The organism is Pseudonocardia sp. ICBG1142, from assembly GCF_020496255.1.
GTDB lineage: Bacteria > Actinomycetota > Actinomycetes > Mycobacteriales > Pseudonocardiaceae > Pseudonocardia.
Map to the genome: position 1 here is coordinate 1 of NZ_JAHLJC010000053.1, position 1,989 is coordinate 1,989.

The following is a 1,989-nucleotide window of genomic DNA, read 5'->3' on the forward strand; positions in this document are numbered from 1 at the left end:
GGGGAGGTCGGGTTGCAGCTGGTCGGCGCCGGGTCGGACGAGGGCTGGGGCGCTTCGGTTTCTCCGGTGGGTACAGCGGGGCGGGGACGGTGCGCCGCCAGCACGCGTTCCTGTTGGATTCCGAACCGGGTGCGGCAGATGCCGCCGCACCACCTCGCGTGGGCGAGCCCGGACAAGGTCGTCTACGGGCTGGTGACGCCGCTGTCGGGGCGGTCGCGGTGCTGGGACGAGGCGGTCGGGGTGGAGGAGCCGGTGTCGGGGCCGGTGTTGACGCGCCGCCAGCTCATGGCCGGTCACGCCCACGCCCGCCGAGACCGGGGCGGTAGCGGCTCCGGGGACGGCGGAGGAGCGGTAGCGGTGGTGGTGCTGGTCAGGGCGGTGGCTGGTCGGGTCGGGGCGGACGCCGACATCTGGCTCGGCGACATCGATGGCGGCGGCGACATCGGCGGCGACATCGACGGTGGGGGAGGTCAGCGGTGAGGACCGGTCTGGTGACGGGGGCCCGAGGTGACGCGGGCTGCGGCGATCCTGGGTGTCGCCCCGGGAGCACCGCGGAGGTGGTGCGTTCGGCGTGGCGGGCGGCGGTGCGCCGCGAGCACCCCGACGCCGGTGGTGATCCGGACCGGTTCGCGGTGGTCACCGCAGCGTATGAGCTGCTGCAGGAGGCTCAAGCGCAGGATCGGGCGCAGGACTGGGTGGGGCGGTGCCCACGACCGTTCCGGGTCCGGTCCCGGCTCCGGTGGTGACCCGGCCCGGGCCGGGCCCGGCGGCGCTGCTGATCGCGACCGGGGTGGCCGAGGCCGGGGTGCTGGTGGTCGGCGTGCGGTGGTGGTCGGTGTGGCGCCGGTGGCGACGTGATGGTCGCGATCACCGCGCGGGTGCTGGTCGGCCGGTATGTCTACCTCGCCCTGGGCCGCCCGGCCCGCCGCTAGCCCTGGCCGCTAGCGGTTGCCGCGCGGTCCGGAGACGGCGTTTCAGTCGCGGGGCGCGTCGGAGTTGACATCTGAATGGTGACGACTTTGGCTAAATGGGTGACGACGACAACGACTGCGCTGAGGAAGAGGCCGGGGCTGCTGCGGGTGGTGGTGCGGCGGAGTGCTGGGTTCTGGCGGTGACCGGTGTGGTGCTGGCTGGGTTGGTGGCTGGGCCGGCGCCGTCGGTGTGGGCGGGCCCGCCGTCGGGGAGGACGTGTGCCGGGAGGGCTTGCTCCGGGGCGTGTCTGCCGGTGATCGAGTTCGATCGCGGGCAGAACGTTGAGGAGTTGTGGTTCGAGGTTGCGGCGCGAGCACGGTGGTGTTCACCGTGGACGATGGAGAACGCGGAGGGACAAGGCCGTCATGAGCACACGGCCTGGGTCCGCAACGCTGGCGGCGGCGCCGCAGGAGATGACCTGGGTCGTGCCTGCTTATGCCCGTGAGATGGACATGCGGATCGTGCGGGTGGAGTTCCACTCCGAATAGTCACTGCGTCTGCCCGCGAGTCGCCTTCCGGGTCGGGTGAGGACCGGAAGCGGCGCGGCAGCACCAGGAGCTGGCCGCTGGTCCGGCGGGTCGGTGGTGGTCAGTGGCGGGGAACTGGGCTGCGTTGACGCAGTCGGTGAAGCCGTACTCGTCGACGGCGGCTAGCCAGCGAAGGGTGTCGCCGTCGACGCGGTGCAGGGTGATGGTGCTGATGTCGGCGTCGGGTGGGGCGGTCTGCGCGAGGACTTCGACGACGGCGATGACTTTGTGGAAGACGGTTGTGGAGGTCGACGTCGTCGATGGTGACCGCGCCGGGCAGCAGTTCGGGGGCGACGGTGGGCGGTCCAGGTGCCGTCGTCGTGCTGGTGGTAGTCGGCGTTCACGACGATTGGTCCCGATGAGCCGGAGCCCGAGCCCAAGCCCGTGGTCGCGTCGCGGCCGGGGAAGGGCGGGAGGTCGTTGTCGCGGGCTTTGCGCTGTGCGCGGCGTCGGGCCTTGCTGCTCGGGTCGGTCCGGCGCTGCTGCTTCT

General features: G+C 72.2%; 3 protein-coding genes. All 3 read left to right on the top strand.

The genetic code is table 11. From position 1 onward, the window contains the following. Positions 1–138 precede the first annotated feature (138 nt). The 3 genes from KPL59_RS35295 to KPL59_RS36455 all read left to right on the top strand — a co-directional run bounded on the left by KPL59_RS35295 (position 139) and on the right by KPL59_RS36455 (position 1,460). Positions 139–480, top strand: coding sequence for a hypothetical protein (locus tag KPL59_RS35295; RefSeq protein WP_226363381.1), 342 nt, complete (start codon positions 139–141; stop codon positions 478–480). 77 nt (positions 481–557) lie between these two features. Continuing rightward, positions 558–746 carry a hypothetical protein gene (locus KPL59_RS35300; protein ID WP_226363382.1) on the top strand — a complete coding sequence of 63 codons (189 nt, stop codon included), beginning with the start codon at positions 558–560 and terminating at the stop codon, positions 744–746. A 591-nt stretch (positions 747–1,337) separates the two neighbouring features. After that, positions 1,338–1,460, top strand: coding sequence for a hypothetical protein (locus KPL59_RS36455; RefSeq protein ID WP_255678359.1), 123 nt, complete (start codon positions 1,338–1,340; stop codon positions 1,458–1,460). Positions 1,461–1,989 lie beyond the last annotated feature (529 nt).